The organism is Acinetobacter sp. 766875 (genome assembly GCF_000582055.1).
Taxonomy (GTDB): Bacteria; Pseudomonadota; Gammaproteobacteria; order Pseudomonadales; family Moraxellaceae; genus Acinetobacter; species Acinetobacter nosocomialis.
In genome coordinates this window covers 138,548-161,179 of the sequence record NZ_JEXX01000007.1, presented here as the reverse complement: position 1 = coordinate 161,179, position 22,632 = coordinate 138,548, and the positions used below count along the sequence as shown (strand labels likewise).

25 protein-coding genes are annotated in these 22,632 nt (G+C 39.8%); 9 read left to right on the top strand and 16 right to left on the bottom strand.

Annotation, left to right across the window (positions count from 1 at the left end):
- Positions 1–3: 3 nt before the first annotated feature.
- From J576_RS08945 to J576_RS08920, 6 genes are all read right to left on the bottom strand, one after another.
- The gene (locus J576_RS08945) at positions 4–249 is read right to left on the bottom strand and encodes a hypothetical protein (protein WP_001287365.1); all 246 of its coding nucleotides are present in this window, start codon (positions 247–249) and stop codon (positions 4–6) included.
- 9 nt (positions 250–258) lie between these two features.
- Positions 259–795: a M23 family metallopeptidase gene (locus tag J576_RS08940; RefSeq protein ID WP_002053894.1), complete on the bottom strand. Its 537-nt coding sequence runs from the start codon at positions 793–795 to the stop codon at positions 259–261.
- Between the two features lie 47 nt (positions 796–842).
- Positions 843–1,877, bottom strand: coding sequence for an A/G-specific adenine glycosylase (gene mutY / locus J576_RS08935; RefSeq protein WP_002054050.1), 1,035 nt, complete (start codon positions 1,875–1,877; stop codon positions 843–845).
- Positions 1,878–2,019: 142 nt separating this feature from the next.
- Positions 2,020–2,382, bottom strand: a complete 363-nt coding sequence (locus tag J576_RS08930; RefSeq protein WP_002053765.1) for an HIT family protein — start codon at positions 2,380–2,382, stop codon at positions 2,020–2,022.
- 187 nt (positions 2,383–2,569) lie between these two features.
- Positions 2,570–3,307 carry a dienelactone hydrolase family protein gene (locus J576_RS08925; RefSeq protein WP_002053958.1) on the bottom strand — a complete coding sequence of 246 codons (738 nt, stop codon included), beginning with the start codon at positions 3,305–3,307 and terminating at the stop codon, positions 2,570–2,572.
- Positions 3,308–3,477: 170 nt separating this feature from the next.
- Entirely contained in the window at positions 3,478–3,636 is a 159-nt protein-coding gene (locus J576_RS08920; RefSeq protein ID WP_002053759.1) for a DUF1328 domain-containing protein, read from the bottom strand.
- A 193-nt stretch (positions 3,637–3,829) separates the two neighbouring features.
- On the opposite strand from J576_RS08920, the gene J576_RS08915 reads away from it, so the two are divergent.
- The 3 genes from J576_RS08915 to J576_RS08905 all read left to right on the top strand — a co-directional run bounded on the left by J576_RS08915 (position 3,830) and on the right by J576_RS08905 (position 6,941).
- Positions 3,830–4,288: a YcgN family cysteine cluster protein gene (locus J576_RS08915; RefSeq protein ID WP_002053896.1), complete on the top strand. Its 459-nt coding sequence runs from the start codon at positions 3,830–3,832 to the stop codon at positions 4,286–4,288.
- Positions 4,289–4,397: 109 nt separating this feature from the next.
- Positions 4,398–5,570, top strand: coding sequence for a PQQ-dependent sugar dehydrogenase (locus J576_RS08910; RefSeq protein WP_002053835.1), 1,173 nt, complete (start codon positions 4,398–4,400; stop codon positions 5,568–5,570).
- Between the two features lie 105 nt (positions 5,571–5,675).
- Complete coding sequence (locus J576_RS08905; RefSeq protein ID WP_001285409.1) at positions 5,676–6,941, top strand: replication-associated recombination protein A; 1,266 nt, start codon at positions 5,676–5,678, stop codon at positions 6,939–6,941.
- Positions 6,942–6,958: 17 nt separating this feature from the next.
- Here the strand turns inward: J576_RS08905 and J576_RS08900 are convergent, their stop codons facing one another.
- The 5 genes from J576_RS08900 to dapA form a co-directional block, all read right to left on the bottom strand.
- Positions 6,959–7,795 (bottom strand): formate/nitrite transporter family protein, encoded by an 837-nt coding sequence (locus J576_RS08900; protein WP_002054022.1) that lies wholly within the window; start codon positions 7,793–7,795, stop codon positions 6,959–6,961.
- A 298-nt stretch (positions 7,796–8,093) separates the two neighbouring features.
- A complete protein-coding gene (locus tag J576_RS08895) occupies positions 8,094–8,297 on the bottom strand; it encodes a hypothetical protein (RefSeq protein ID WP_002053827.1) in 204 nt (67 codons plus the stop codon).
- 193 nt (positions 8,298–8,490) lie between these two features.
- Positions 8,491–9,210, bottom strand: coding sequence for a phosphoribosylaminoimidazolesuccinocarboxamide synthase (gene purC, locus J576_RS08890; RefSeq protein WP_000917863.1), 720 nt, complete (start codon positions 9,208–9,210; stop codon positions 8,491–8,493).
- Positions 9,211–9,246: 36 nt separating this feature from the next.
- Complete coding sequence (locus tag J576_RS08885; RefSeq protein WP_002053789.1) at positions 9,247–9,846, bottom strand: hypothetical protein; 600 nt, start codon at positions 9,844–9,846, stop codon at positions 9,247–9,249.
- A gap of 15 nt (positions 9,847–9,861) precedes the next feature.
- Positions 9,862–10,755 carry a 4-hydroxy-tetrahydrodipicolinate synthase gene (dapA, locus tag J576_RS08880; protein WP_002054045.1) on the bottom strand — a complete coding sequence of 298 codons (894 nt, stop codon included), beginning with the start codon at positions 10,753–10,755 and terminating at the stop codon, positions 9,862–9,864.
- A gap of 329 nt (positions 10,756–11,084) precedes the next feature.
- On the opposite strand from dapA, the gene pncA reads away from it, so the two are divergent.
- From pncA to J576_RS08865, 3 genes are all read left to right on the top strand, one after another.
- Positions 11,085–11,729 (top strand): bifunctional nicotinamidase/pyrazinamidase, encoded by a 645-nt coding sequence (gene pncA, locus J576_RS08875; RefSeq protein ID WP_002053868.1) that lies wholly within the window; start codon positions 11,085–11,087, stop codon positions 11,727–11,729.
- 54 nt (positions 11,730–11,783) lie between these two features.
- The gene (locus J576_RS08870; RefSeq protein ID WP_002053797.1) at positions 11,784–12,722 is read left to right on the top strand and encodes a bile acid:sodium symporter family protein; all 939 of its coding nucleotides are present in this window, start codon (positions 11,784–11,786) and stop codon (positions 12,720–12,722) included.
- A gap of 173 nt (positions 12,723–12,895) precedes the next feature.
- Positions 12,896–14,239 carry an MATE family efflux transporter gene (locus J576_RS08865; RefSeq protein WP_002053857.1) on the top strand — a complete coding sequence of 448 codons (1,344 nt, stop codon included), beginning with the start codon at positions 12,896–12,898 and terminating at the stop codon, positions 14,237–14,239.
- Positions 14,240–14,259: 20 nt separating this feature from the next.
- On the opposite strand, the gene J576_RS08860 is transcribed toward J576_RS08865, so the two are convergent.
- Positions 14,260–14,730, bottom strand: coding sequence for a 2-thiouracil desulfurase family protein (locus J576_RS08860; RefSeq protein WP_002053740.1), 471 nt, complete (start codon positions 14,728–14,730; stop codon positions 14,260–14,262).
- Between the two features lie 521 nt (positions 14,731–15,251).
- On the opposite strand from J576_RS08860, the gene hppD reads away from it, so the two are divergent.
- The gene (gene hppD / locus J576_RS08855) at positions 15,252–16,307 is read left to right on the top strand and encodes a 4-hydroxyphenylpyruvate dioxygenase (RefSeq protein WP_002053927.1); all 1,056 of its coding nucleotides are present in this window, start codon (positions 15,252–15,254) and stop codon (positions 16,305–16,307) included.
- A 66-nt stretch (positions 16,308–16,373) separates the two neighbouring features.
- Here hppD and J576_RS08850 read toward each other — a convergent pair whose 3' ends face one another.
- The 4 genes from J576_RS08850 to fahA all read right to left on the bottom strand — a co-directional run bounded on the left by J576_RS08850 (position 16,374) and on the right by fahA (position 19,946).
- Complete coding sequence (locus tag J576_RS08850; protein ID WP_002053886.1) at positions 16,374–17,153, bottom strand: IclR family transcriptional regulator; 780 nt, start codon at positions 17,151–17,153, stop codon at positions 16,374–16,376.
- Between the two features lie 301 nt (positions 17,154–17,454).
- Complete coding sequence (locus tag J576_RS08845) at positions 17,455–18,003, bottom strand: VOC family protein (RefSeq protein ID WP_002054005.1); 549 nt, start codon at positions 18,001–18,003, stop codon at positions 17,455–17,457.
- A gap of 16 nt (positions 18,004–18,019) precedes the next feature.
- On the bottom strand, positions 18,020–18,652 hold the full coding sequence (gene maiA, locus J576_RS08840) for a maleylacetoacetate isomerase (protein ID WP_002053862.1): 633 nt from the start codon (positions 18,650–18,652) through the stop codon (positions 18,020–18,022).
- On the bottom strand, positions 18,639–19,946 hold the full coding sequence (gene fahA / locus J576_RS08835; RefSeq protein ID WP_002053997.1) for a fumarylacetoacetase: 1,308 nt from the start codon (positions 19,944–19,946) through the stop codon (positions 18,639–18,641). The genes maiA and fahA overlap by 14 nt, the downstream gene beginning before the upstream one ends.
- Before the next feature lie 358 nt (positions 19,947–20,304).
- On the opposite strand from fahA, the gene J576_RS08830 reads away from it, so the two are divergent.
- Together J576_RS08830 and zrlA are read left to right on the top strand one after the other, a co-directional pair.
- Positions 20,305–21,693, top strand: a complete 1,389-nt coding sequence (locus J576_RS08830; protein ID WP_002053770.1) for an amino acid permease — start codon at positions 20,305–20,307, stop codon at positions 21,691–21,693.
- A 159-nt stretch (positions 21,694–21,852) separates the two neighbouring features.
- Positions 21,853–22,533, top strand: a complete 681-nt coding sequence (gene zrlA, locus J576_RS08825) for a D-Ala-D-Ala carboxypeptidase ZrlA (protein WP_002053893.1) — start codon at positions 21,853–21,855, stop codon at positions 22,531–22,533.
- Positions 22,534–22,632 lie beyond the last annotated feature (99 nt).

Here is a 22,632-nt window from a genome sequence, read left to right as displayed (position 1 = left end):
ATTTTAGAGTTTGAATGGTACCCATTCATTTGGGCGAGTATCCCAATAATATAGTTCGGCTTGGGTTAAGTCTTCAAACTTTAGCCAAAAATCTTTGCCTACTTTATCTGAAAAACCGGTACTGATCAGTAGGGCATCATCGCTGATTTCCATGATCCAGCCTTGATAGCTATTGCCATTTAGAATGATCTTTTGCTGGTTGCCAGACTCGGCAAACTCTACTAAGCGATTGATCAGCGCTTCCGACATAAAATGTTCCTAGCGTAAATATGAATAAGGATTAACAGCACCACGACCTTTACCATCTAAGTAAAGCCCATAATGAAGATGAGGTGAAGTATAACGTGCATTTCCCGTATTGCCGACATAGCCAATCAGATCGCCCTTTTTGACATAGTCACCCACGTTTAAGCCACGTTTATGTCCATCAAGATGAGCATAATAATGCCATGTTCCTGCCGGGCCTAAAATCCAGATGACTTTGCCACCGAGGTTATTATTACGAAGATCGGCCACCAGCCCTTCGGTTGTACTGTACACTTTGGTTCCACGTGGAGCCAAAATATCAATTCCTTCGTGGCTACGACCCTGACTCCGAGCAGCGCCCCATGTGTCTTTTAACTCATCTCGATCGACACCTTTTACCGGAACAGGAAGCCGACTTGGAAGCTGCATACTCTTGAGTTTGCTAACTTGGGCTGGTGAAAGCGGGGTAGGTTTTTTAGGCGCACTGGCACAGGCTGCTAATAGAATAATGAGAAAACCAAGTGAGAGATGGGAAACTAAACGTCGCACAAAATACTCCCTGTCACAGCCATATCAAAATTATTTTGCTCACTATGTCATGAACGGCTTGTCGAGATCAATTTTTTCATAGCAGTTGGAACACCTTTAGCAATAGCTTGTTCTGGACTCAGCCATTGGCCTTCAAGTTCAATCGCCAGATGTTCTTTCTCATCAGGTTCCACGTGGAACACATGAGCATTAAGTAACCATGTGAAGTGAGTAAAGCTATGACTGATCTGAAAAGTTTGTGGTTGAGGTTGTAGTTTAAATTGCTGACTTAACTTTAAGCGTTCATGTTCATTTTCTAAAATAGGTAAACAAAATAAACCGCCCCATAGACCATGAGCTTGGCGTTGCTGCCAGAACCATTCATCTTCGCACTGAATAATAAGAACATCTGCCGTTTTAACAGGCGGTGTTTTTTTCGGTTTTTTAAAAGGTAATTCTTGTTCTAAACCTTGCTGATAAGCCTGACAATGAGATTGCATTGGGCAATATAAACAAAGAGGCTTTTTAGGTGTACAGATGGTTGCACCCAAGTCCATAATCGCTTGAGTGTAGTCATGGTTGCGTTGGGTTGGGCATAGCTCTTCAGCGAGTTTCCACATTTCACGTTCGTGTTGTGGTTTGCTTAAGTCATCCTCAATGGCAAAGAAACGAGCTAAAACGCGTTTCACGTTGCCGTCCATAATCACGCCGTACTGACGTAAACCTAAAGACATAAGCGCGCCTGCAGTCGAGCGACCAATGCCAGGTAGCGCAATCCATTCTTCTAAGGTTTCAGGAAATTTGCCTTGCTGTGCTACAAGGCCAGCAGCTTTATGCAAATTGCGTGCACGAGCGTAATAGCCAAGACCTGCCCAATAAGGGGCTACTTCATCCCAAGTTGCATGGCCTAAAGCTTCTACAGTTGGGAAGCGCTCCATAAAGCGGTCAAAATATTGAAGAACTGTTTTTACCTGAGTTTGCTGTAACATAATTTCAGAAACCCAGACTTTGTATGGATCATCTGCGACTTGCCAAGGCAAATCATGCCGACCATGGTGATCGAACCAGTTTAAGAGGGCATCAGAAAAAGAAAATTCAGGCATGAACAGCTATAGAAGAAAAGTAAGGGCTAAATTATAGCTGAAATTTGGGTTAAGTTTTGTTTAAAGCAAGCAATCAGAACGAGCCTGTTAAAACAGAGACTACTTTAAAACGAGTAGTCTCTGCTTCAAGCATAAAAAAGGATTAATCCTCTTTTACGCCCCAACGTTGATCAAGTTTCAACGGCTGGTTTTTATAGTAAGGAATGACATGAATATGGAAATGGTCAGAAGTTTGTCCAAACACTTCACCATCATTAAAGCCAATATGGAAACCAGCTGGTTGATGACGAAGCTGTGTTTCATGACGGGCAATTTCAAGAAGTGTCAGTAAACTTTCATGCTCTTTAGAGGTAATGTCAAAAAACGAACTTACATGGCGCAGTGGAGTCACTACACAGTGGCCTTTAGACAACGGATTTGGGTCAGGTAAAATTACAGCAAATTCATTCTTATCAATGATGTCATATTCATCAAAATTGCAATACGGACATTTCTTGTCAGTCATTGTTGTATCCTCTCATGTTATTCCATTAAACCCCGAGTGCGGGAAATAAGACTAGGCTTTGCTCTAGCTCAACGGGAGTATAGTTATTGAAGTATGGTTTAAAAAATACAGGAAAAATATTGCAAAGTCATAAAGATTTAAGGGAGCAAATGCGAAAAAAGAACCATTTGCTCCAAATTTGCTTCTTTTATTTTAAAGTACGTTCTAATAAAGCGTACATTTTAGCAAGGCCTTGTTTTTCCGCTTCGCTGTTGTAGCCAAGATCTACGCCGTTCGCTTTAGCTCTTTCATCTGCAAGCGGGTTACTAAAGCCATGTTTAGCATCCTTTAAAACCACTACTTCATGTTTAACCTCAGCAGCTTGCATCTCTTTTTCAAAATTAGCAACATCTTCTAAGGTGACCATGCTGTCTAGTTCACCATGTAGAACCAGAACCTCACCTTGAATGTTGCCTTTTTGAGCAGGTGCCTTAGGAGTTAATGTACCATGGAATGTCGCTGTTGCTTTGAGGGGAGCACCTGAGCGAGCTAAATCGAGTACCACTTTGCCACCATAGCAAAAACCTACTGCTGCAAGTTTTTCACTATTTACTTCCGGTTGAGCAGCCAAAGTTTGAAGCCCAGCACTAGCACGATCAGTCACTGTGTCTAACTCTTCAAATGTCTGCATCATCCATTCGTAAGCTTGAGCAGCAGTCGTCGTCACTTTTTTATCGCCATACATATCAATTGCAAGTGCAGCATAGCCGTGTTCAGCAAGTTCACGCGCACGTTGTTCAGTGTATTCGTTACGTCCCCACCACTCAGGACCAATAATGACACCGGGTACAGGGGTCTCACTTTCTGGAGCTGCAAAGTAACCAATTAAATGGCTGCCATCTGGTGCAGTGTATTGAATTTCACGGGTTTTAATTGCTGTACTCATGACATTAATCCTGAAATTTAACTTGGTTTAAATACACTTGATTAAAGCATAAAAAATAAAAGCTATATAAATAACTATGTGAAAATCTACATCAAAAGAAAAACATAGAAACATTTGGGCAATAAAAAAGAAGGAACAGGTTCCTTCTTTTTTATATGGTCATAATTAAATTAGGTTCGGCCTCGCGAAATAAAACCAATAACAGCGAGAATTACAGCCACAACTAATAAAATTACGGCAAAGTCTTTAGATAACCCTGCAACACCACCAAACCCTAATAGACTGGCAATGAGTGCAATCACTGCAAAAATTATTGCCCAACGGAACATATGCTGTCCTCCTTATTTTTCATTGTGTTTTTACTATATAGCGTGTTTTTTACACGGAATGTGTCGTTTATGTGGTTGAAATGTATATTAAACAATCATTTTGTGATGCTAAAAATACGGTTTCTTTCCTTAAGCAGAGATTACTTCAATGCTATAATCTGAGTTTGCTTTATGTATATAGCTGTTAAAACCTATGTCTACCGAGACCTCACTTCGTCCATTGTTTTGGAAAAATTATACGCTTGAGCAGCTTACACAGCCTGAGTGGGAAGCTTTATGTGATGGGTGTGGTTTATGTTGTCTGGTCAAGCTAGAAGATGAAGATACACATGAAATAGCTTACACCAAGGTAGCGTGTAAATTGCTTGATTGCTCTACCGGACGTTGTTCAGACTATTCAAATCGTCAGCAGCAAGTTCCTGACTGTTTACAGTTGACGCCGGAAAGCTTAAAAACCATACACTGGTTACCATCGAGCTGTGCCTATAAACGGTTGAATGAAGGCAAGAATTTACCTTCTTGGCACTATTTAAATACGGGTACGAGACAAAGCGTGGTTAAGGCGAAAAAGTCGGTTGCAGGACGATGTATTCCTGAAACTGATGTACATGAAGATGACATAGAAGATTATGTGGTGCGTTGGGTGCGTTAATATGCTCCCGATGGGCATTTTTAATTACAGCGTATAATAAAGTAACATTTTAATCGTAAAGTTTTTAACTATCTCCGTTATATAAAAAATAAAAGAGAAGGAGATAAAAATGATGAAACGACTAGCAGCCCCCTTATTATGTAGTAGTTTCTTCTTGTTAATGGCCTGCGGGTCTAATAATACTAATTCAAAAAGTCCTGAACAAAATACAACTGCAAAAACAGAGCAAACTAGTGGTGCCAAACAAGTTTATCAGGTCGAGGCAGTCGCACATTTTAATGAGCCTTGGGCAATTACCACTTTGCCGGACCAACGTTTATTAGTCACTGAACGGCAAGGTAAATTAAAAATTTTTAATCCACAAAATAAACAGATGTTGGATGTCCAAAGTATTCCAGCCGTAAGTTATGGTGGGCAGGGCGGTTTAGGTGATGTAGCCTTGCACCCGGACTTTGCCAAAAATCACTGGATATATCTCAGTTTTGCGGCCCAAGGGCAGGGTGGATCTGGTGCGGTGATTTCACGTGCAAAATTAGATTTATCTAACCCTAATCAGCCAAAACTTAACCATATAAAGCAGATTTGGCAGCAAGTACCTAAAGTTTCAGGACAGGGCCATTATGGGCATCGTATGCTTTTTGGCGCAGATGGAAAGCTTTGGGTCAGTTCAGGTGAGCGCCAAAAGTTTGACCCTGCCCAAGACATGAAAAGTAATTTGGGTAAAATTCTACGTTTAAATGATGACGGTTCAGCAGCCTTAGGTAACCCTTTTTATAAGCAAGGCGGTGTTACTGCTGAAATATGGTCACTGGGACATCGTAATCCCTTAGGCATGGCCTTTGATCGCCAAGGACAGCTATGGGTGGTTGAGATGGGGCCTAAAGGTGGTGATGAGCTTAATATTATTACCAAAGGTGAAAACTATGGGTATCCGGTTGTTTCAAATGGCGATCATTATTCAGGTCAGCCTATTCCAGATCATAACACTCGCCCAGAGTTTAAAGCACCCGAGATAGACTGGACTCCTGTAATCTCACCGTCGAGCTTAATTATTTATCGCGGGCAACAATTTCCGGCATGGCAAAATAAAGCCTTAATTGGTGGGTTGTCTTCACAAGCCATTGTAGTTGTAGATTTAGAGCATAAGCCCGTAAAAGAAGTGCAAAGATTAGAGATGAAGCAACGTATTCGTGGGTTACATAAAGCACAAGACGGTTCAATTTGGGTAATTGAGGATGGCCCCAATGCTCGCTTACTCAAGCTGAGTAAGAAACTCTCTTAAGGCCTTGAGTTAGCCTGTAAATAAAGGATGGGTCTCATAGATTCAAATTGTAGATTTCTGTGAGACACAATAGACTATAGTGAAAAGACGATAAAGCTATTTGAGATGTCAGACACCCATATTCCACTTCCTGAACGCCTGCGCCCGAGAGACTTGTCTGAAATTATTGGGCAAGATCATTTGTTAGGTGAACATGCACCCTTACGTCAAATGATTGATCAGGGACATTTGCCTTCTATTATTTTTTGGGGGCCTCCAGGCGTCGGTAAAACGACAATTGCTTTGCTTTTAGCTCAGGCAATAGATCGTCCGTTTGTGAGCTTATCTGCGCTGAATACGGGCGTAAAAGAATTACGTGAAGTGATTGCAGAAAGTGGTGATTTACTCACACCTGTAGTTTTTATTGACGAAATCCATCGCTTTAATAAATCACAGCAAGATGCATTATTAGGTGCCGTGGAAAAAGGAAAAATCACCTTAATAGGTGCGACCACTGAAAACCCGTCTTTTGAAGTCAATAGTGCACTTTTATCGCGCTGTCAGGTCTATACCTTAAACAGTTTAGACAGTGAGGCAATTCAGACTTTACTTAACAATGCACTTCAAAACGATAAATTCTTAAAAGAACGCTACATTCATATTGAAGAGTATGATGCTCTTTTACAGTTTGCAGCAGGTGATGCCCGTAAAGCACTAAATTTACTAGACTTAATTGCAAGTACTTTTGAGCCAGAAGTTGAAAATACCATTACCAATGCTGTGGTTGTAAAAGTCGCTCAGCAAAATATTGCGCGTTATGACAAATCGGGTGAACAGCATTACGACCTCGTTTCTGCTTTTATTAAATCGATTCGTGGTAGTGATCCAGATGCTGCTCTGTACTGGATGGCTCGTATGCTCAAAGGCGGGGAAGATCCGGTTTTTATTGCAAGACGTATGCTGATTGCTGCCTCAGAAGATATTGGAAATTCGAATCCAAATGCGCTATTGCTTGCTGGTGAATGTTTCCGTTCTGTACAGGCAGTTGGAATGCCTGAGGCGCGAATTATTTTGGGTCAAACCGCGGTTTACCTAGCAACCAGCGCGAAAAGTAACAGTACTTATTTGGCGATTAATAAGGCCTTAGAACTTGCTGAGAAAACGGCAAATTTACCAGTGCCTTTACACTTGAGAAATGCACCGACCAAACTGATGAAACAGCAAGGTTATGGAATTAATTATCTCTATCCTCATGACTACCCAGAGCACTTTGTGCTGCAAGACTACTTACCACCTGAGTTGAAGGGAACTAAACTTTATGAGTCGGCGAGAAACAAGCGTGAAGTTGAAGGTGAGCGCCTCCAGCAACGCCGATGGCAGCAGGAGCAATAGTTCTCTATTGCTTCTTGCTAATCCAATTCTTCAGTGACCTGACCGTAAATTAGTAGGGTAAACACACCTGTACCACCAATAATGTTTCCAATAGTAGTTGGAATTAGAAAATTAAATAGATATTCGCCAATAGAAGCCTCTCCTTGCCAGACCAGATAGGACATTTCGGTAGAACCAACCACAACGTGGGTAAAGTCGCCTAGTCCTATCAGATAAGTCATGAAAAAGATGACTAGGAATTTATTGCTGACCGAAGGCAGCATCCACACCAATGCGGCAATTAAAAGTCCCGACATAACCCCTTTAAGCAGGTTCTGGATTGCAGAAAAAGATGCAACATGATGCGCCAGCTCATCTAGTGCTTTATCAATGTCTGGAGTAAACAGGTCTGTGGTCAGGAAAAATAAACTCGCCAAAGCTGTTCCAATGATATTGCATAGAATCACAATCCCCCATAAACGCCCCACAGCTCGTAATTTGTCCAAACTAAAAGGTTTAAATAAGGGCACAACTGTAGTAATGGTATTTTCGGTAAAGAGTTGCATGTGGCCCAAAATAGCAATCAGGAACCCAATGGTATAACCAAAATTGGTGATTAAATCGGTCCAGATGGCATCAGTTGGGATATAAGAAGCAATAATCGCTTTAAATACAAATGAGAAACTAATGACCAAACCAGCAGCAATTCCTGAAAAGATCAGTGCAGCTGTCGGGCGATCCAGTTCTTCCGCACCATCACGGCGGATAATTTCATAGACTAAACGGGGTGACAGTTTCTCGTGTTCTTCTACTGCCATTTTTTCACGCCAGCTTAAGGTTTGCTCGACCTTTTTTTCCTCTATTTCATGATCCATCAGATTTGCTCCTCACTGAATAAATATTTTTTACTTATTATTTTTATTCATTGTTAAGGCAGCATTCGGGATAAATCCAGTTTATTCCTACCAGCTTTATGTGTCTTTTTATAAATTGAAGGGTACGGCAGTAAGCAAAATAATATACGGATGAACGTAATTAACCAGATAAGACCATTAAGTATAAAAAGAGATTAAGAGTATCGTATGGCAAGACTATTTACCGCCCGAGTGAAAGGCGAGCGTTCTCTATAAACTAGTTAGGTTTGAGATTGAGCGCTTATAGCAACGCAGAGAATTAAAGTAATGTATATGTTCTCAATGTACGTATGAGTTTCATATAGTCACCTTGAGAAGCTTCAGAAATAACGGTTTCTACTTCAGCTTGGCTCCAACCTTGTTTCAAAGCAGAGTCGCTAAAATTAGATAAAATCACTAATGGGTTTTCACCAAAATGTATCGAGTGATTCATTAATTTCTTTTCAGGCTTAAATAGTTTCATTGGATTCACCATACTTTAAATTTAATTATTGTGATGCAATTAATGTTTTTTTAGATTTTAGTGCTTTGTTTTTAGATTGTGCAAGTCATAATTTAATTAAATATACAAATCTGTCTACTTTCCTTAAATTCTAGGGTACTGCAAATAAAAAAACCGAGCTGAAATGCCCGGTTTTTTTAATGAAGCTGACGAATTAGATGTCAGATAAATCTACGCCTAAACGAGCAGCAACTTCTTCATAAGCTTCAACAACACCGCCTAAACCTTGACGGAAACGGTCTTTGTCGAGTTTCTTCTTAGTATCTTTATCCCATAAACGGCAACCGTCTGGAGAGAATTCATCACCAAGTACGATACGGTCATGGAAAACACCAAATTCAAGTTTGAAGTCCACCAAAATCATGTTGCCTTCAGCAAATAATGCTTTTAATACATCATTTACTTTATAAGTTAACACTTTCATTTGTTCTAACTGTTCAGCAGTCGCCCAACCTAAAGCAATCGCTTGAGATTCGTTAACCATTGGATCGCCTAGGCCATCATCTTTGTAGAACAATTCAAATGTAGGAGGAGTAAGCTCTTTACCTTCTTCTACACCTAAACGACGGCATAAAGAACCAGCTGCGTAGTTACGGATTACACATTCAACAGGAATCATTTGAAGTTTTTTAACAAGAACTTCAGTTGGAGAAAGCAATTTTTCAAAATGCGTTTCGATACCCGCTTCAGCAAGCTTTTCCATGATGAAGGCGTTAAAACGGTTGTTCACCTTGCCTTTACGATCTAGTTGTTCGATTTTTTCGCCATTGAACGCAGAGGCATCATCACGAAAGACTAAAATCAGATGGTCGGCATTGTCTGTTTCATATACAGATTTTGCTTTACCAGTATAGAGCAAGGTTTGTTTTAACATGAGGGAACCTTTTAAAAAAAAATGCCTAGTAAACGACTAGGCTGGCCAATTTTGGTAAATCTGGTTTAACACTTCCGCAGCAACATCAGGGCTTGCAAAAGTGTTGTCTGGATTAAAGAGAGCAAGACTATGACTAGAGCCAACACCAGTCAGTTTAAGCACATAAGTTTTGTCATTTACTTTAATCGTCGCTTGATTACTGCCTTGAGCGATAACATTGTAATTTAACGTGCTTAAGGTTGCTTTGGTGTATTGCCAAATCTCGGCAGTACTTCCATCAATTTTTAACAGTGGATTCTTATTACCATCTGTTACAAGTTGAGGGCGACTAAGCGCGCTACCTGATTGAGCAGATGTATCTGCTGTATCAGCTTGGGTTTGTTCAGGACGTGGCAATGCAAAACGGTTGCCACGCTTGTTTTCAAACTTCGGCGCATGATCGATAGCGAGCTGGTCTACTGTTGGTGCAGGATACAAAGGAGTCGCTGGTCGTACAGTTGCATCGGCAGGGTACTCAAGCGGGGCGAGTTGCTTTGCTTTTTTATAATCTAAAGAGTGATTATTGAGTGCGAAGCGACCACAGCCAGCTAAACTTAAGGCTGAAACTGCAAGGACTAAACCAAGACGTAATTGCATCATAAATTGCTCTTATTAAATAATTCCCGCATCTTTTAGGGCATTGCGGAGAGGTTCGCGATATTGCTCAGCGAGAGGAGTGAGTGGTAAACGAATACCAGTATCAATCAGTCCCATCTCATGTAGTGCCCATTTCACAGGAATTGGGTTTGATTCGCAAAATAGAATATTGTGTAAATTTGCAATCTTATTGTTAAGCGTCTTCGCTTGTGGCTCATCTTTAGCAATTGCAACCGCGCATACTTCACTCATTGCCTTAGGTGCAATATTTGCAGTAACCGAGATATTACCGTCTGCGCCAAGAAGCATAAGTTCCCATGCAGTTTCATCGTCACCTGAGTAAACAGCCATTTTGCCGTTTAAAGCTTCAATTAAGGCTTTACCACGAGGTACGTCACCTGTAGCGTCTTTAATACCCACAATGTTAGGAATCTCTGCTAAACGTACTGCTGTATCGTTTGACAAGTCTACGCCTGTACGACCAGGTACGTTATAGAGAATAAGAGGTAATTCAACAGCTTCAGCAACTGCCTTGTAGTGCTGGTAAAGGCCTTCTTGGGTTGGTTTGTTATAGTATGGCGTTACAAGTAAAGCTGCATCAGCACCGAGGTCTTTAGCAGCTTTAGTTAATTCGATTGCTTCACGGGTTGAGTTTGCACCAGTACCGGCAATAATTGGAATACGTTTATTGGCTACACGAATAATTTCTTTAATAACCTGTGTGTGCTCTTCCATGCTCAATGTTGAGGCTTCGCCGGTTGTACCGACGGCTACAATACTGTTTGTACCTTGTTCTATGTGCCACTCAACCAGCTTCTCAAGACCCTTCCAATCTACACCGCCATCTTTCAACATGGGAGTGACAATTGCGACGATTGAGCCTTGAATGGTCTGTGCTTGCTGAGTCATTTTAAAAAATATCCTATTTATCCATCCGAATCTGAGGTAAGAAAAACAAAATGTGGGATGGTTGCAGTATTTTGATTGTCCAGTTCTAACAATAACAGATTGTTGAATGACAATTATGCAAATTATGACTGATCAGACGCATAAGAACAATATGCTTAACTGATAAACCCTATGTAAACTTGAGTGAAACATAGAATGCCAATTTGATCATTTCAAGTAAAAGACAGTAAAGATGACAATATGGTGCAACTCTTCCAGTTTCTACTTAACACTGTCTTTTTTATGGCAAGATAAAATGCATATTTCTCCCGAATGGGACTTAAGATGGCATGAAAATGAATAAACAACCACAAAATGCGGCTTTAGTCGTAGTTGATGTACAAAATGGTTTTACGCCAGGTGGGAACTTAGCAGTTGCCGACGCCGATACAATTATTCCAACTATTAACCAATTGGCGGGTTGTTTTGAAAATGTAATTCTTACACAAGACTGGCATCCAGATAATCATATTTCTTTTGCAGCTAACCACTCGGGTAAGCAGCCATTTGAAACCATTGAACTTGACTATGGACCGCAAGTGCTTTGGCCTAAGCATTGTGTACAAGGCACGCATGATGCCGAGTTTCATCCGGATTTAAATATCCCGTCAGCTCAACTGATTATCCGAAAAGGTTTTCATGCGCATATTGATAGTTACTCGGCTTTTGTGGAAGCAGACCACACCACCATGACGGGTTTAACGGGTTACTTAAAAGAGCGCGGCATTGATACGGTTTATGTGGTCGGTATAGCTACAGACTTTTGTGTCGCATGGACTGCTTTAGATGCGGTTAAGCAAGGCTTTAAAACTTTAGTGATTGAAGATGCCTGTAAAGGCATTAATCTCAATGGCTCTTTAGAGCAGGCATGGCAAGCCATGCAGCAGCAAGGTGTTGTCCGTATTCAATCAACTGACTTGTTGAGTGAATGCTAGAAATAGTGCCCATGTTGTTTGGGCTTTAATTGCAATTTGATATGGATGAACAGCATGTCTGCATTATTACGTTTTACTCACTTTGTTCAGAAAACGTTTGCTTTATGGGTCATCGTTTTTGCGGCATTGGCACTCTGGCAACCTGAGTTTTTTGTCTGGCTTAAAGCTTATATTCCATGGATCTTGGGCATTATTATGCTCGGCATGGGAATGACCATGACCGTTGATGACTTTAAAGGGGTATTACAAAGCCCTAAAGCGGTGTTAATTGGGGTAGTAGCACAGTTTGTGGTGATGCCCGGTTTGGCATTTGTTCTGTGTAAATTATTTAATTTGCCTTCTGAAATTGCAGTCGGCGTTATTTTGGTAGGTTGTTGCCCAGGGGGAACAGCTTCAAACGTCATTACCTATATGGCCAAAGGCAATGTGGCTTTATCGGTCGCTTGTACATCGGTATCAACACTCTTGGCTCCTGTGCTAACTCCTGCAATTTTCTACCTGCTTGCCAGTCAATGGTTAAAGATTGATGCAGCTTCGATGTTTATTTCAATTTTGCAGGTGGTGCTACTGCCCATTGTGATTGGTCTGATTTTGCGAACTTGGTTTAAACGTCAGGTCGAATCGTATATTCAAGTCATGCCTTTAGTTTCAGTGATTGCAATTGTTGCGATTGTGGCAGCCATTATTGGCGGCAGTAAAGCAGCTATTTTTCAATCGGGTTTGCTCATTTTGGCGGTAGTGATATTGCATAATGGGTTTGGTTATTTATTAGGTTTTACCGCAGCTCGTTTCTTTAAATTGCCTTATGCAGACAGTAAAGCAATTGCGATAGAAGTCGGTATGCAAAACTCAGGTTTAGGTGTGGCACTTGCAGCAGTACATTTTGCGGCTTCTCCGATTACAGCAGTACCGAGTGCTATTTTCAGTCTTTGGCATAATATTTCGGGCCCGGCGCTTGCAACTTATTGGGCAAGTAAACACAAACAGGAATAACTGTATACAACACACATTAAAAAAAGGCCAAACGAATAGTTTGGCTTTTTATTTAAAGAACATTTTAGGGAGAGCTGAATTTAGAACTGGTATGTCTTTTGCTTTGAATTGATGCATTAAAAATAACGTGAATATCAACATAAATCGCAAAGAAAAAGATAAGGCTTTTTTTGATGAACCAGATTTTTAAATTATTTATACCCATGCTTTCTAGCAATTTAATTGTAGTTTTAAGTGGATTGGTTGATATTGCGTATGTAGGGCATTTTAGCAATGATCATGTCGCCGCATTATCGGTAACCTTATCTTTATATACAGTGATTTATGTCATTGGGATGGGGATTCTGCAAGGTGTGATACTCAAGCTTTCAGAAGCCTATGGTTGCCATGATTTACCGCGTATACGTCAGATTTTTATTCAAGGCATTTGGCTAATGTTATGTTCGGCATTGATCAGTATTGGCCTGCTTTACGTATTCCGTGATTTACCAAAATTATTTGGTGCATCTGAACATGTCGTTTCAATTACTAAAAACTGTATTTGGGCTTTGGTATTTATTTTACCTGCGCATTTACTGATGCGTTTATTTACAGCTTTGTCTCAGGTTACTGAAAATGCACACAAGGTTTTATTATCAGATAGTCTTTTCTTCATTCTTAAAATTATTTTGTCCTATCTTTTAATTTATGGTGTTGCTTCATTTTCAATTCCGCCACTCGGTGCGATAGGAGCTTTATTAGCCACTATTATTGTTCGGTGGTTTATGTTGGCTGTTTATTACCTGTTTTTCTTGGAGAAAGGATATATCTTTATTGAACATCCAAAGCGGTCAGTTGAAGATAGCCGACAAAGTCTGCGTATGATTTTAAAAATAGGGATACCTACCGCGATCATGGCGTTGATGGATGTTGTTGCATTTTGTTCGGTTGCTATTTTAATTTTGCCTTTCGGGAGTGTGGTGTCTGCAGCCCATCAAATTGTCGCAAGCACGGGCGGCTTCATGTTTATTTTTCCTTCCTCAATTGCCTCGACTTATAGCATTTTGGTGTCGAGGTCTATGGGCAGCGGGAACATGGACGAAGCAAACAAAATTGCCAGACAAAGTATATGGGTAATTATGGCAGTGAGTGGCAGTCTGTCCCTGTGTTTATGGTTGGAACGGGACTTAATTGTCACGTTCTATTCAGATGATTTGGCTGTACAGATTTTGGCAGCATCACTGCTGTTGATTGTCTGCATGTCTCATTTTCTAGATGGCTTAATGTCTTTACTAACCTCTTTGCTGCGTTGTTGGGATGTGTCGATTTTACCCATGCTGATTTTTTTAGTCGTGGTGCTATTTTTCGGATTGGGTGGTGGTTGGTGGATGGCTTATAAAGGGCTGCACTGGGGGAGTCACTCGATTTCTGCAATGGGAATTTATGGTTTTTGGAGTATGGCAGTCATAAGCTATTTAGTAGCTTGTGTATTGAGTGCTTTCTGTTTCCGTTTTAGAAAGCAATTAAGAGGTTTTTGATTAGGTAAATCAACACAACCTTAAAGAGGATGTGTTGTTAACCATTCTTCAATCTCATTTTCAGAAATTACTTCAAAGCCATGGCGCTGTAACAGTGCTGTGGTAATCCCCACACCTGTAATTCTCTCACCTTGAAAAGTACCGTTATAAATTTTTTGGCTACCGCAAGACGGACTATTTTCTTTTAAAACCACGCAAGTTGCTTGTATTTGCCGTGCAATTTCTAAAGTACGGTAGGCGCCTTTTAAATATAGCTCGGTTACATCTAAACCAGATGAATCCGCGATTTTTGCCTTGCCATCAAGTACATCTTGACCTGTTCCTCCCACAATTTCTGCGGGTAGACGAGGGGTGCTAAATCCACCTAATAACTCTGGGCAAAGTGCATGGGCTTTTTTATTTAAAAATAACTGCTGAAGCGTAGTATGCAAGCAAGAGCGCCCATCGTAGCGTACAGGCTCCCCAATTAAACAGGCACTGATTAAAAGCATGAGTTTTCCGTCATTAGAACTTTAAAAGCCATGTGAGTGTACCCAATGATTTATAAAATATGAAATCTAAAACAAGCACAAACAAATGGCGTAATTTGATTAATAAATTACACAATTCATAATTAAATTATGTATTGCATAATTTAATTGTTTTTAGTAGCATCTGTTTTAAGGTAAATGGCCATTGGAGGTCCAACAAGGATGTTGGCCTCCATAAATCTAGGAATGACTTTAGGAAAAGACGATTTTTAAAGGATTATTGAAAAATCTCAATCGTACTTTTAGATAAGAAAGGACAGTGTGTATGGAAAACAAAGACCATATAGAAGGGAAATTAATCATCGGCTTTGCGCTCATTCAATCTTCGTTTTAGTTATTGGTTTTTTTCTCATAGGATGCGTTGGGCTAAGGCATTTGACGGTTCAAACACTCTCCCAGCAAATGCGTATTCTATAGAGAAAGGAGCTGACCAGATCAGCATGAGAAGTAAACGGATCAGGTAATTACCAGAGGGAAACTAGATGGATATTTTAGAGAACCCATTAGAACTATGCGGTTTTGCATTTATTGAGTTTGTTTCAAAAGAAAATGAATTAGATCCAATTTTTGAAACAATCGGCTTTTCAAAAGTAGCCAAGCATAAATCGAAAAAAGCGTACTTATGGCGTCAAGGAAATATCAATATTATCCTGAATTATCAGCCAGAATCTTATGCTTCATTCTTTTTTAATGAGCATGGTCCATCTGCTTGCGCAATGGGATTCAAAACTCGTGATGCGGCAAAAGCTTTTAAAAAGGCTGTTGAACTTGGTGCAGAACCAATGTATTCGAATGTTGGGCCAATGGAGCTTAACATTCCGGCAATTAAAGGTATTGGTGGCATGCCAATCTTCTTGGTTGACCGCGACATTTATGAAAATGACTTTATTTTCTTTGATGATACCCAGCGTAACCCTGAAGGTGCGGGCTTAAAAGAAATTGACCACTTAACTCATAACGTCTACAAAGGCCGTATGGAGTACTGGGCGAACTTCTACGAGAAGATTTTTAACTTCCAAGAAATTCGTTACTTCGACATTAAAGGTGAATATACAGGTTTAACATCTAAAGCATTAACTGCTCCAGATGGCATGATCCGTATTCCTTTAAATGAAGATTCAGACAAAGGTAACGGCCAAATTGCAGAATTCTTAGCTGATTTTAATGGCGAAGGTATTCAGCATATTGCATTTATTTGTGATGACTTAATTTCGACTTGGGATAAGTTAAAAGGCTTGGGTCTGCAATTTATGACTCCACCGCCAAACACGTATTATGAAATGTTGGAAGATCGCTTACCTGAGCATGGCGAACCGACTGATGAATTAAAACAGCGCGGTATTTTGCTTGATGGTAATACTAAAGATGGTCAGAAGAAGCTTTTATTGCAAATCTTCTCTCAAAATATGATTGGGCCAGTTTTCTTCGAATTTATTCAACGTAAAGATGACGATGGTTTTGGTGAAGGTAACTTCAAGGCATTGTTTGAATCGATTGAACGTGACCAAATTCGCCGTGGTGTTCTCGAAGCAAAATAAGTTTTGCTTTGTCTCTAATCTAAAAAAACCAAGAGCAATGCTCTTGGTTTTTTTATAGCTATTGATTTAGCGGCTTTTAATGTATTGATTAATCGAATTAATCTCATTTTTAAGAGTTTCAATAATTTTACTTTGTGGGTCAACGGGTAAAAACATTTCGCTATCAAGCGCCACAATACAAAACTCAATCCCTTGGTTTGAGTTAAATACCGGCAGACCTACAGCGTTAATACCCGTAAGTAAATCACCTTTAGCCGCAGACATTTGTTGCTGGCGAATCTTCTCTTTAAGTTCTAAAAACTCTTCCCAATTATGTGGTGCAATGTTTAGCCCAAGTTCTTGATGTTTTTGCCATTCAGCTTCTAGCAATGGACGAATAAAATGCTCCGGAAGGTAAGAAGCAAATAAACGTCCTGCAGCAGAATTGACTAAAGGCATAATTGAACCGACTTTGGTCACAATCGAAATAGGGTGATTAGATTCAATAGATTGAACCACCACAGGGCCTTTGGGCGACCACTTACTAATTTGAATGCCACAGCCAATTTTGCTTTGTAGGTCGTAAATTAGATGTTGTACCAACTGTAAAGTGTCACTGTGCTGAATGCAGTTTAAGCCTAAACGCCATGCCTGATCGCCTAGAGCATATTGACCGTCTTCAAGCTGTTTGGCGTAATCCATGCGAATTAAGCTCACCAAATAACGGTGTACTTTGGCAGGATGCATCTCAAGCTTACTCGATAAGTCTTTGAGAATAATCGGTTGATTGTGCTCTAAAAGGGCATTTAGTACGGATAAGCCAACTTCAAGTGATTGAACCCCCCCAGATATTTTTTCTTCAATCATTTAAATACCCTTAATCGATTTACTTCAGCAGTTAAACAGTTATGTATAAACATAAATTGGAATTGATGCGATTTACATCATGCCTGAGCCTATAGAAAAATAGAAATCACCTTTTTCTATTAGCGAAATTCACATGTTTAATAATCAACAATTCTTACAAACAACTTCATCTTTCATTTATAGCGTAAATTGATAGAAGAAGTTTAGTAGATTTAAACAATATAAATCGGCATTGATATAGAACAGTTCATTCAAACTATTCCCACCAATGCCGACTTTTAAAACGATTGCTTTGAAAGAATTATGCGCCTAATTCTTCTTCATGCAAGAAATGAGTATGGTGTGGAGCACGTTTGGTTTTGCTCCATTCATCTAACATTTCAGTTTTCATTTCTTCAGTAATTTTTGCAATTTTCTCTTCAGCATGTACATCGTTATAAGTCAGTTCTAAACGATGGCCATTTGGGTCAAAGAAATAAATTGAATGGAAGATACCATGGTTGGTAATACCTAGCACTTTAACGCCGTTGTCTTCCAAATGTTGTTTGGCAGCTAAAAGGGCATTTAAATCTTCAACTTCAAAGGCAATATGTTGTACCCACTGAGGCGTGTTTTCATCTCGGCCCATTTCTGGTTGGGTTGGTAATTCAAAAAATGCCAAAACGTTGCCCTGACCAGCATCTAGGAATAAATGCATATAAGGGTCGAAGGCTTTCGTTGAAGGTACATGGTCTTCAGCAAAAGCTAAGATAAAGTCCATGTTGAGCATTTTTTTATACCACTCAACAGTTTCTTTCGCATCCTTACAGCGATATGCAACGTGATGTATTTTTTTAATGGCAAATGTCATGTTGAAACTCCTTTTACTATTCCCAATCTGGTTGTTGTTCTGGCGCCGCGTTATAGAAGGCTGGGATAGACAAACAATGTTGATAAATTGATTCAATTTTTGGAAACGCAGATAAATCTATCTTGAAGCGTTTCGCGTTATAGACCTGTGGAATGAGGCAGCAATCGGCAATCGTTGCTTCGTGCCCAAAGCAAAACTGTCCATTTGAATCTTGAAGTTGCTGTTCGAGAGTTTGAAAACCTTCAAGAATCCAGTGCTGATACCAATAATTTTTTTGTTCGTCCGAAACATTTAAGTCATTTTTTAAATATTTCAGCACACGTAAGTTATTTAACGGATGAATATCACAGGCAATTGCCTGTGCAAAAGCACGGATTTTGGCTCTCTCTTTCACATCATTTGGGAGTAATTTGGTTTCCGGATATTGTTCATCTAGATATTCCAAAATACTTAATGACTGTGACAAAGTTAAATCGCCGTCTATTAAAGTTGGCACTAAGGCACTGCGATTTAACTTTAAATAGTCTTCACTTTGCTGCTCATTTTTAACCAAATGAACTGGTGCAGTTTCATAAGCGAGATTTTTAAGGTTGAGGCCAATCCGTACTCTGTAAGCTGCAGAGCTACGAAAGTAACTATACAGCTTCATAGTCTGGCTCCGAAGTTTCTGCAAAATCGAAATTTAATGCAGGAAGTACCGTATTTCGAACTTCACCAAAGCCAACGCGAATACCATTTTTCTCACAGTGTCCTTTCATAATGAGCGTGTCGCCGTCTTGCAAGAAACCACGAGTTTCACCATTCGCAAGTGTTAACGGTTTGGTGGTGTTCCACGTCAGCTCAAGCAAGCTACCATAAGAGTCAGGTGTAGAACCTGAAATAGTACCTGAACCCATTAAATCGCCGACCTGAACGTTACAGCCTCCAATGGTGTGGTGAGTCAGCTGCTGAGCCATAGACCAATACATATATTTGAAATTGGTTTTACAGATCACATCAGTTTGTGCTGAATTTGGGCTTTGAATTTCAACACTCAAATTAATGTCGTAACTATTCGCGATATTTTCTTGTAGATACGCTAAAGGTTTAGGCTCTTGTTTTGGGCCTTCCACTTTAAATGGCTCAAGTGCTTCAAGCGTGACTACCCAAGGTGAGATGGCACTAGCAAAAGATTTTGAATTGAAAGGACCTAGAGGTACATATTCCCATTGCTGGATATCGCGCGCTGACCAGTCATTGAGTAATACCATTCCAAAAATATGGTCCCAAGCATTTTCAATTGAGATTGGCTGGCCAAGCTCCGTTGGTTTACCAATAACAAATGCTGTTTCAAGTTCGAAATCGAGTTTACGCGTAGCTGAGAAAACTGGACGCTCTTCATTTGGAAGTTTAATTTGTCCAGATGGACGCACGACTTGAGTGCCACTGACTACAACAGAGCTAGCACGGCCATTGTAACCAACAGGCAATTCAGTCCAGTTTGGAAGTAAGGCATTTTTAGGGTCGCGGAACATACAGCCTACATTGGTGGCATGTTCTTTAGAAGAATAGAAATCGGTATAACCAGATACTTGAAGTGGTAAATGCAAAGTAACACTGTCTTGCTTAACCAAAACTTCTTGGAGCAATGCTTCATTTTCTTGAAGCGTTAAATTATCAACTGAAAGAAGAGACTGTAGCGTTTTACGAACTTTAGACCAATTGGCTTTGCCCGATTCAATAAATTTATTCAGTGTAGGCTGGTTAAAGTATGTGTCTTGATCTGAAAGTTTTAAAAGACCATGCTTTTCAAGAGCAGCGAGATCAATGACCCAATCACCGATAGCTACACCGACCTGACGCTCGCCTTCGGCTGTTCTACTAAAAATACCATAAGGCAAATTATGAATAGTGAAATCAGATTGAGGTGAAACTTCAATAAAAGAGTTTAGTTTTTGTTCCATTTTCGCTTCCTTGTCTTCATCTCGCGTCTTATACAAATAAAAGTTCGGTCTAGGGACTGAGCTACTCAATAAGTTTTAACCGTTATTTAGATCATCTTTTTACTTATGAGTTTGATAGAGACCGAGAACAACCAATTACTTCATGGTTCTTATAATACTGAATTCATAAAATTACGCAATACATAATTTAATTACACATTGCATAATAATTGTTATTTCTTGCATTTTCTGTTTTCATGCGCGGTTGTGAGAAAAGTAACGCAATTATTTTTTCATCAATCTCTATGAAAATCCGATCAATTTATGATATACGTAATTTATTGGAAAAAAATTACGTGACAAGGATGAGAATAATCATATGTCAACACAAGAGCAAGGAAACCTGAAACACGGTTTGAGTAATCGTCACATCCAGCTGATTGCATTGGGTGGAGCGATTGGTACAGGGCTGTTTCTTGGTATATCACAATCGATTAAATTGGCAGGTCCATCGGTAATCTTGGGTTATGCGATTGCAGGATTTATTGCTTTTTTAATGATGCGCCAGCTCGGTGAAATGGTCGTAGAAGAACCTGTAAGTGGATCTTTTAGCCACTTCGCTTACAAATATTGGGGACCTTTTGCAGGCTTCATGTCAGGATGGAATTACTGGGTACTCAATGTACTTGTGTGTATGGCGGAGTTAAGTGCAATTGGACTTTATATTCAATATTGGTGGCCGCAAATCCCAACGTGGGCATCTGCTCTAACGTTCTTTATTCTCATTAATGGTATCAATTTACTGCATGTTAAGTTTTTTGGCGAAATGGAATTTTGGTTTTCCATTGTCAAAATCTTAGCAATTTTAGCCATGATCGGTTTCGGTTCATATTTACTTGCAACCGGCACAGCAGGGCCTCAGGCCAGTATTTCTAACCTTTGGGCATTAGGTGGTTTCTTCCCATTTGGCATTAAAGGTTTGGTCATGGCAATGGCGGTCATTATTTTTGCTTTTGGTGGTATCGAGCTTTTTGGTATTACTGCGGCAGAAGCACGAGACCCAGATAAAACTTTACCTAAAGCGGTAAACCAGATTATCTATCGTATTTTGATTTTCTATATTGCGACGCTTCTTGTTTTATTCTCATTATTTCCTTGGAATCAAATGGCACAAGGTGGCAGTCCTTTTGTAATGGTGTTTGCTTCTTTAGACAGCCAAGGTGTTGCAACTTTACTCAACTTCGTGATTTTGACTGCTGCGGTTTCGGTCTATAACGGCACAAGTTATTGCAGTAGCCGTATGTTGCTCGGCCTTGCTCAGCAAGGAAATGCACCAAAAGTATTTGCTCGTATTAATAAACGCGGTATTCCAACCAATGCAGTGATCCTTTCTGCGGCAGTCACTATTTTATGTGTATTGTTAAATTACATTTTCCCAGAAAAAGCGTTTGGTTTACTCATGATGCTTGTTGTAGCGGCGATTGTGATTAACTGGGTCGTAATTTCATGGACACATTTAAAATTCCGTAAATTCATGACACGCCAAGGTCAAACAACTAAATTCCCAAGCTTTATGTATCCATTTAGCAACTACCTTTGCATGGCGTTTATGCTTGGAATTTTAGTTGTCATGTCGCTAACACCAGATATGCGTGTTGCGGTTATGATGATTCCGGGATGGATTTTGTGTTTGATGGTGGCTTATCAGTTTAAACGCCGTAAGTTAAAAGCTGAGCAGCCTGTACATGCTTTAGAAGCAGATGTGTAATTAGACCTTAATTAGGAACGAAAAGGGACGTATCGCATACGTCCTTTTTTATTTTTAAAATTTACAACAGAAATTAAAGGACTTTATAATTGTTATATTATAACATCTCTTGATTGAATAACTAAGGCTTCCCGATGTTGAGGAAGGAACAACATATTTATGAAATATTCCTATTTAGGTTTAATCTTACTTTTTCTGACTGCGTGTACCACTCAGACACCTAAGCCAACCGTTTCTAAACATCCTCACTCTTTGCCTCAGCCATCTAAAACGGTAGTAAGAATAAAACAACAACCCGAAGATTATATTGCCTGGATTGCAACCGCAGATCATGCACAGTCTGTACAAGCTTACAAGCAATTTCTTAAGCAAAAAGGGCTTGCCAATTTAGTTCCAGATTATGAGTTATTGCGTTCAGCTCGTGACTGGCAAAAATGTGGAGTGGAGCCTTATGCCGTGCCCCCACGCGAGATTTGGTCCAATATTGTACCAACGCTTAGTATCTTAAAAGCATTGGTTGACGATGGTGTAATTAACGATTTTGAAGTGACATCGGCCTATCGAGCTTTATCTTTAAACCGCTGTGCAGGTGGGGCAGATGCTTCCCGACATGTCTTTAATGCAGCGCTTGATTTTCGAATTGGACCAGAACAGCCTAGCGACTTAGACCAGTTCAATATTCAACAAACCAAAACTAAACTTTGTCAGTTCTGGGAAACCAAAGGACAAGCACTTAACATGGGTCTTGGTGTTTATGCCTCGGGACAAATTCATATTGATAGCCAAGGATTCCGTTCATGGGGACCTGACCATCACTATAGAACCTCGATTTGTCAGTGACTATAAAAGCAATTTTTTCAAAGATTAAGTAAATTGGCTTAGATAAAACTGGAATAAAAACTTGATCAATAGTTATGTTATAACATAACATTAATAGGG